Here is a 6398-nt window from a genome sequence, read left to right as displayed (position 1 = left end):
CGCGGGCGGCGCCGGCGCTGCGGGGGGCGGCGCCGGCCGGCGGGGAGGAGGGCGGCTTCCCCGCGGGCGAGGCCGCCTGATGGCGCGGCGCGCTTCCCTCAGAAGGAGGCGCGGAGCCGCAGCGCGAACAGGTGCGCCGGGCCGCGATCGGCGTTGTAGGCGGGATTGACCGCGAGCTGGTAGTTGGCGGCCGCGTTGAGGCCGGGCGCCAGACGCGCGTCGTAGTAGAGTTCGGTGACCCATTCGGGGGCGTACCTCAGCCGCCCGTCGCCGGTGATGAAGCCGATGCCGCCGGCCTCCAGGTAGCGCCGCCGTCCCGCCGAGATCCAGCCGATATTGCTCCCGAGCCCGACCGTGTCCTCCGGCCGTCCCCAGCGTGGCCCGGCGAGCGACAGGCCGGCCGAGACGGCGCGGTCCATCTCGGTGAACATCCAGCTCTGCGTCCGCCCGTCATTCCAGGACAGGCGGGCGAAGGCGCCGAGGTCGTCGGCCAGCGCCTGCTCCCAGCCGAGGGTCAGGTTGTGCTTCAGACGGTAGCCGGCGGGGTTCTGCCTGAAGCTGTCGAAGCCGTTGCGGAAGATCTCGTCCCAGCGCGACTGGCGGGCCCGCGAGGCGCCGTAGGTGAGGCGCAGCGCCCCCGGCCGCCCGTCCAGCGCGTAGAAGCGGTCCACCTGGCCGAGCAGCTGCCAGGCGCGGGTCAGCGCCGGGTCCAGGAACAGCCCGTTCACCCGGCGGGCGACGCGGAAGGCGCCGACGCGCAGGCCCCAGGCGCCGTTCTCCCACTCGGCGGCCACCCCCTCGGTCCAGCCGCGCGCATCGGCCGCGTAGTCGAAGGCGCCACCGCCGACCAGCGCCCAGTTCAGGAACTGGGTGCGCGGGTCGTGGGCGTAGCGGTTGCGGTCGAAGATGTCCCAGACCGACATCTTGCCGGCCGTGAGGGTGAGACGCTCGCGCGGCAGCGGCCCCGCGAAGCGCAGCGGATCCTCCTCTCCCGGCACCGTCTCGGCGGAGAGCGCGATGGTTTGCCGGACCAGGAGGCGCGGCGTGTAGAGATAGGGCGCGGTGGTGCCGAGGCGGAACGCCTCGTTGTTCGGAAAGGCGGCGACGCCCGTGGAGTTGGACAGGCCGAAGCCGCGGGTGACGGAGGCGTTCAGCACCAGCTCGGCCCCCTTCCACAGCGCGCGGCCGAGGAGGAGATCGCTCGAGAAGGTGTTGCGGGCATTCGCCGGCGCGGCGAGGCTGCCCTCGCCGCGATAGGGGGAACGGAAGGCCGAGTGCCCCTGCAGGACGAAGGTCGCCTGCCCCCGCAGGAACCAGCCCCGCTCCTCCGCCCCGACGGCGAAGGCGGGCGCGCCGCCGGCGGAGGCCAGGGCGAGCGCCAGGGCGGCCGCCGGCGCGCGGGCGGCGCGCCCCCTGTCCGGCGTCAACCCCGCCCGTCCGGAGCGCCGGGCGTCCCCTGCCCCGCGGTGCCGAGCCGCGGCTGGCCTGGGCATTCGCGCCCCTGCTGGCGGTATGGGGTCAGGGTCAGCGGCCGGCCACGCCGGTAGCGGACATGGGGGGAGGAGCACGCGCTGGCCTGCACCTCGGGCGTGCCGGGAGTCGGGGCGCAGCCGGCGAGGCCCGCGGCCCCGAGCAGGATCAGCCCGATGAGGGGCAGGTGCAGACGCATGCGGAGCTTCCCAGAGCCGCCGGGCGGTCCGGGCGGCGGCGCCACTCTGGCGGGCTTGGCTTACGTCCGGCTTTCGGATCGCGCCGCGCCCCCGGCCGCCCGCGATCCGCGCCCTCTGTGGCCGGCGCGCGGCCTCACGCCCCCGGCCCCTGGCCGTCCGCGATCCGCGTCCTCTGATGGGGAGCGGATTCACGCTCCCGGCCTCCCTCCGTCCGCGATCCGCTCTATGGCCTCGCGGCCACGCCGCTCACGCCCGAGGCGCGCTCGAGCTCCGCCAGGGCGAGCAGATAGGCATGGCGCGCCTCGCTCGCGGCGATCCGTGTCTCGTTCAGGGTGCGCAGCGCGTCCAGAACCTCCACCAGCGACCGGCCGCCGGCGAGATAGGCCCGCTCGGCGATCGCATAGGCCTCCTCGGCGCGCCGCAGCGCCCCGCCGTCGAAGACGGAGAGCAGGGCGCGCGCCTGCTCGTAGGCGGCCCAGGCCGCCGCGACATCGGCCCTCGCCTGCAGCAGCGCGGCGCGCGCCTGGGCCTCCGCCTGGCCCTGCTGCGCCGTGGCGAGGCCGACATTCCCCTCCACGATCCGGGAGGTGAAGATCGGAACCGAGACCGAGACCCCGGCCTGGCTCTGGACCACGCGCTGGCCGGCGCCGCCGGGCAGGGTGCGGTCCACCTCGCCGCGACCGAGGTTCAGGCCGAGGGTCACGTCGCGCGAGCGGGCGGCCTCCGCCAGGGCCCGGTTCGCCGCCGCCGCCGCCGCCTGCCGCGCCGCCGCGACCACGTCGGCCCGCTGTGCCGCCGCCTCGGCGAGCTGCTCGCGGCTCAGGCCGAGGCCGGGCGTCCGGTCCAGCCGGCCGCTGATGTCGAAGCCCGGCCGGGCCGCGGCGTCGGCGCCCAGCAGGGCCGCGAGCTCGGCCAGGGCGCCGGCCTCCGCCTGGCGCGCCGACGCGACCGCCGCCTCGAAGACCGGGCGGCTCGCCTGCAGGCGGATCAGGTCGCCTTCCGGGATCTGGCCCTCGCGCGCCTGCCGGCGCAGCAGCGCCTCGGTGCGGTCGAGGGAGGCGCGGTTGGCCAGCGCCACCTCGAGCTTCGCCCGCGCCAGCAGCGCGCCGAGGAAGGCCCTGCGCAGCGCGAAGACCTGCTGGCGCAGCGTGTCGAGCACCAGCGCCTCGGCGACGCCGATCTGCTCCTCGGCGAGGCGGGTGCGCAGCATCCGCTTGCCGCCGCGCTCCACCACCACCGAGAGGCCGAGCGTGAGGTTGTCGGCCGGGGTCAGCATCCGCACCTCGGCCGGCCGGCGCTCGTAGCCCTGCACGAGATTCGTGCCGAGGCTGACCTCGGGCGGCGGCGGGCTGCTCGCCACCAGGCGCTGGGCGCGGGCCGCGTCCACGCCGCGCCGGGCGGCGAGGAGGGCGAGGTTGCGCTCCACCAGCAGCCGCTCCGCCGCGGCCATGCTCAGCGGCGCGGCGGCCGGCGCCTCCGCGGCGCGGGGCGGCTGGGCGCCGGCCTGGCCGGCGAGGCCGAGGAGCAGGACGAGGCCGGCGGCGGCGCGGGCAAGGCGGGGCATCGCGCCACTCATTCGGCGGGCAGGGCGGCGGAGGCGGCGCCGGGGCCGCCCGCCGCCTCCCTCCGCGCCTCCTTCCGGCCGAGCAGGTCCGTCATCACCGGCAGGACGAGGAGCACGAAGACCGGCACCAGGCCGATCCCGCCCACCACGACGAGCGCGAGCGGCTTCTGCACCTCCGCCCCGATGCCCGAGGCCATGGCCATGGGCAGCAGGCCGCAGAAGGAGGCGAAGCAGGTCATCATCACCGGCCGCAGCCGGTCCATCCCGGCCCGTTCCAGCGCCGCCGACCACGCCATCCCCTCGGCGCGGAGCTGGTGGAAGTAGGAGAGGAAGATGATGGCCTCCATGACCGTGATGCCGAACAGGGCCAGGAAGCCGATCGCCGCCGGGACGCTGAAATTGAGCCCGGCGAGCCACAGCGCCGCGACGCCGCCCGTGACCGAGAGCGGCAGCAGCAGCAGCACCATCAGCGTCTCGCGCAGCCGGCCGAAGGCGATGTAGAGCAGCACCGCGATCAGCCCGAGCGCGGCAGGCACCACCTTGCCCAGCCGCGCGAGCGCGTCCTGCAGGTTGCGGAACTCGCCCACCCATTCCAGCCGGTAGCCCGGCGGCAGCGCCACCGCGCGGGCGACGCGCTCCTGCGCCTCGGTCACGGCGCCTGCCGGATCGCGGCCGCGCACCGAGAAGCGGACCGGGATGTAGCGCGACGCCTCCTCGCGGTAGATGTAGGAGGGGCCGGTGACCAGGCGGATCTCCGCGACGTCGCGCAGCGTCGGCCCGTCCGGGGTGCCGAGCGGCATGCGCGCGATCGCCTCGATGCTGTCGCGGTATTCCGCCGCCAGCCGGACGATGATGGGGAAGTTGCGGTCCCCTCCCTCCTCGTAGAGCCGGCCCGCCTCCTGCCCGCCGATCGCGGCGGCGATCTGCGTGCTGACATCGGCGGCGGAGAGGCCGTAGCGCGCCGCCCGCGCCCGGTCGAGGCGGATCGAGAGCGTCGGCTGGCCGAGGCTCTGCAGCACCGCGAGATCCTCGACGCCGCGCACCTGCGCCACCTCCTGGCGCACCTGCGCGGCGATGCGGGTCAGCACCGCAAGGTCGGGACCGACCACCTTGATGGCGTTGGCGCCCTTCACGCCCGAGGCGGCCTCCTGGACGTTGTCGGAGATGGTCTGGGAGAAGCTGAACTCCACGCCGAGGAACTCCCGCCGCAGCCGCGCCTGGATGGCGGCGACCAGGCCCTCGCGGTCCGGGGCGGTGCGCCACTGCTTCTGCGGCAGCAGGGGCACGAAGAACTCGGCGTTGAAGAAGCCGGCGCTGTCGGTCCCGTCGTCGGGGCGGCCATGCTGGCTGGTGACGGTGACGACCTCCGGGAACTCCATCAGCGCGCGGCGGATGCGGTTCACCGTCGGGTTCGCCTCCTCGAGCGAGATGGTGGGCGGCATGGTGGCGCGCAGCCAGATGCTGCCCTCCTCGAGCGTGGGCAGGAACTCAGCGCCGAGGCGGGTGAACAGGCCGAGTGTGGCGATGAACGCGAGGCCGGCGAGCCCCATGGTGAGGGCGCGCCGCCGCACCGCCCCGCCATAGGCGCGGGCGTAGCCGCGGCGCAGCCAGCGCACCAGGAAGGTGTCGCGCTCCTCCGTGTCGTCGCGGAACAGGGTGGCGGCGAGCGCCGGGGTGATGGTGAAGGTCGCGATCAGGGCGCCGATGATGGCGTAGGCGTAGGTCTTCGACATCGGGCCGAAGATCCGGCCCTCGATGCCGCCCAGCGTGAACAGCGGGATGAAGGCGGCGATGATGATGAGGGCGGAGAAGAAGATCGCCTTGTCCACCTCCCCGGCCGCGCGCAGCACCGCCCCGGCGACGCCGCCGCGGCCCTCCGCCGCGGCGTGCTGCGCGGCGCCGTGGCGCGCGAGGTGCAGGTGGCGGAAGATGTTCTCCACCATGATGACGGTGGCGTCCACGAGCAGCCCGAAATCCAGCGCGCCGAGGGAGAGCAGGTTGGCGCTCTCCCCCCTGGCGAGCATCATCAGGATGGCGAAGAAGAAGGCGAAGGGAATGGTCGCGGCGATCACCAGCGCGCCCCGGAAATCCCCGAGGAACAGCCACTGGATGACCAGGATCAGCGCCACGCCCTCCAGGATGTTCCGCACCACCGTGGCGGTGGTGACCTTCACCAGGTCCTCGCGGTCGTAGAGCGGCACGATCCTGACGCCGGGCGGCAGCACGCCGCCGGCGTTGATCCGCTCCACCTCCCGCTGCACGCCGCGGATGGTGGGCAGGGTCTGCGCGCCGCGGCGCATCAGCACCACGCCGAGCACCACGTCGTCGTCCGCCTCGTGCCCCGCGACGCCGAGGCGCGGCAGGGTGCCGGTCTCGACCCGCGCCACGTCCTCCACCAGCACCGGCACGCCGCCGCGCGCGCCGATGACGGTCTTGCCGATGTCCTCCAGGCTGCGGATCAGCCCCACGCCCTGCACGACGACCGATTGCGGCCCGAGGCTGATCGTCCCGGCGCCGACATTGGCGCTGCCGCGCCGCACCGCCTCGATCACCTGGGGCAGCGACAGGCCGTGCGCCGCGAGGCGGGCGAGGTCCACCTGCACGGAGTAGGCCTTGGTGGAGCCGCCGAAGGTGGTCACGTCGATCACGCCCGGCACGCGCTTGAAGCGGCGGTCCAGCACCCAGTCGTTCAGCGTCTTGAGGTCGGTCGTGGTCCAGCCGGGCGGTCCGACCAGCCGGTAGCGCATGATCTCGCCGATCGGCGAGGAGGGGGAGATCGCGGGCTCCGCCCCCTCCGGCAGGCCGCTGAGCTGGCCGAGCCGGTTCAGCACCTGCTGCAGCGCCTCCTCGTAGGTGTAGGCGAAGGTGAACTGCACCCGCACGTCCGAGAGGCCGAACAGGCTGGTCGAGCGCACCACCGTCACGTTCGGCAGGCCGGACATCGCGACCTCGATCGGGATCGTGATGTAGCGCTCGATCTCCTCGGCGCTCTGGCCCGGATTCTGGGTGATGACGACGACGGTCGGGGGGACCGGGTCCGGATAGGCCTCGATGTTGAGCTGGCGGAAGCCGAACAGGCCGAGCAGCAGGAAGACGCCGAACAGCAGCAGCACGAGCGGCCGGCGTCCGATCGAGAAGGCGACGAGCTGGCGCATGGGCGGGGA

4 protein-coding genes are annotated in these 6398 nt (G+C 74.5%); all 4 read right to left on the bottom strand.

From position 1 onward, the window contains the following. Positions 1 to 98: 98 nt before the first annotated feature. Positions 99 to 1427 carry a carbohydrate porin gene (locus tag ET526_RS16755; protein WP_158295621.1) on the bottom strand — a complete coding sequence of 443 codons (1329 nt, stop codon included), beginning with the start codon at positions 1425 to 1427 and terminating at the stop codon, positions 99 to 101. Next, positions 1424 to 1669: a hypothetical protein gene (locus tag ET526_RS16750; protein ID WP_135469155.1), complete on the bottom strand. Its 246-nt coding sequence runs from the start codon at positions 1667 to 1669 to the stop codon at positions 1424 to 1426. The genes ET526_RS16755 and ET526_RS16750 overlap by 4 nt, the downstream gene beginning before the upstream one ends. 224 nt (positions 1670 to 1893) lie before the next feature. Beyond that, positions 1894 to 3234 (bottom strand): TolC family protein, encoded by a 1341-nt coding sequence (locus ET526_RS16745; RefSeq protein ID WP_158295620.1) that lies wholly within the window; start codon positions 3232 to 3234, stop codon positions 1894 to 1896. An 8-nt stretch (positions 3235 to 3242) separates the two neighbouring features. Beyond that, complete coding sequence (locus ET526_RS16740) at positions 3243 to 6389, bottom strand: efflux RND transporter permease subunit (protein WP_135469151.1); 3147 nt, start codon at positions 6387 to 6389, stop codon at positions 3243 to 3245. Positions 6390 to 6398 lie beyond the last annotated feature (9 nt).

Source organism: Crenalkalicoccus roseus, from assembly GCF_004761865.1.
GTDB classification, from domain to species: Bacteria; Pseudomonadota; Alphaproteobacteria; order Acetobacterales; family Acetobacteraceae; genus Crenalkalicoccus; species Crenalkalicoccus roseus.
Note: the sequence above shows the minus strand (reverse complement) of the source record. Positions and strands in the feature narration are given on the sequence as shown.

What these genes read in the sequence shown, in the direction of transcription:
- ET526_RS16750 (WP_135469155.1), bottom strand. Translation starts at nt 1,669, where the DNA reads ATGCGTCTGCACCTGCCCCTCATCGGGCTGATCCTGCTCGGGGCCGCG.
- ET526_RS16745 (WP_158295620.1), bottom strand. Translation starts at nt 3,234, where the DNA reads ATGCCCCGCCTTGCCCGCGCCGCCGCCGGCCTCGTCCTGCTCCTCGGC.
- ET526_RS16740 (WP_135469151.1), bottom strand. Translation starts at nt 6,389, where the DNA reads ATGCGCCAGCTCGTCGCCTTCTCGATCGGACGCCGGCCGCTCGTGCTG.